General features: G+C 45.3%; 2 protein-coding genes. Both read left to right on the plus strand.

Translation table 11 applies throughout. From position 1 onward, the window contains the following. Window positions 1–262, plus strand: a 262-nt coding sequence (locus tag D1136_RS10745; RefSeq protein WP_237567062.1) for a hypothetical protein, incomplete at its 5' end; no start/stop codon positions are given. Beyond that, the gene (locus D1136_RS10750) at window positions 259–1095 is read left to right on the plus strand and encodes an IS3 family transposase (protein WP_161877616.1); all 837 of its coding nucleotides are present in this window, start codon (window positions 259–261) and stop codon (window positions 1093–1095) included. The genes D1136_RS10745 and D1136_RS10750, both read left to right, overlap by 4 nt. Window positions 1096–1275 lie beyond the last annotated feature (180 nt).

Raw genomic sequence — 1275 nt, forward strand, 5'->3', positions numbered from 1 at the left:
CATAATGTCGGAAGAAAGCCATAAACGTTTATCTTTACCCGTGCATACGGCAAAATGTTTATTATCCATGACAGACAAGGAACGCCAGGAACTGGAACGGTTACGCGATGAAGTGTCCAAACAAAAAGTGCTTTTGGAAGCTTATGAGCTGATGCTCGACTTAGCGAAAGAACGCCTTGATATAGATGTAAAAAAAAACTACGAGGAGATGTTATTGTCAGGATTGGTGAACGCCAAAAAGAACGGGAAGAGAAAGCAATGACGGAGTATTTATGTAACGCATTTGGCTACAGCAAGCAGGCTTATTACAAGAGTCTCCGTTCGGTTAACAATAAGGAGGAACGCGAACGTTATATCCTTTCCCTCGTGGAGGAACTCCGCCGTGATTTGCCCCGTTTGGGAGTGCTCAAGTTATGGAAACTGTTAAACGAGAACGGGTTGTCAGTGGGTCGGGACTGGCTTTTCCGCTTGCTTCACCGCCACGAACTGATGGTAAAGATGAAGAAATACCGTGTTGTAACGACCGATTCCCGCGCCTGGCACCGGCAATACCCAAACCTTGTGAAGGGACTGCGTGTAGAGCAGTCGAATCAGGTATGGGTCAGCGACATCACTTATCTTCCGACAGCCAAGGGCTTTGTTTACCTCTCCCTGGTGACAGACGCTTACTCGAGGCGGATCATGGGTTGGGATGTCCACCCGACACTTGATTCTGCCGGTCCGGTAAAAGCTTTGCAGTGTGCGTTGGAGAATGTGGAGGATGGTTCTTTCAAAGACCTGATTCATCACTCCGACCGGGGTGGGCAATATTGTTCAATCTTGTATACCGGAATATTGAAACAGCACGGTATCCGTGTCAGTGTGACACAGGACGGCTCTCCCTATGACAATGCCATTGCCGAGCGGGTAAACGGGATACTGAAAAGGGAATGGTTAAACGACCTCACGCTTAAGGATATTGATGACGCCAGAAAACACGTTGAACGGGTAATCGGAATATATAACAAGAAACGCCCCCACCTGGCTGTTTGTTACCAAGTGCCGGAGCAGGCATACCGGGACAAAAGGAAAAAATTTGCCAGGGTGATGTTTTAATACAGCCGGTTATTCTTTCTCTTGGGAGAGCACTTCCAAGAGAAAGAAGAGCTAAGTAAACTCAGAATAGGATATATCATTTATTTAGAGTAAACTTGTACCAGTAGAAAAGAATTTAGACTATATTTTGTAATTTATTGTATTTTAAACCAAGTAAACCTATTTCAGGAAACTACATAG

It is taken from the genome of Odoribacter sp. Z80 (assembly GCF_009935865.1).
GTDB lineage: Bacteria > Bacteroidota > Bacteroidia > Bacteroidales > Marinifilaceae > Odoribacter.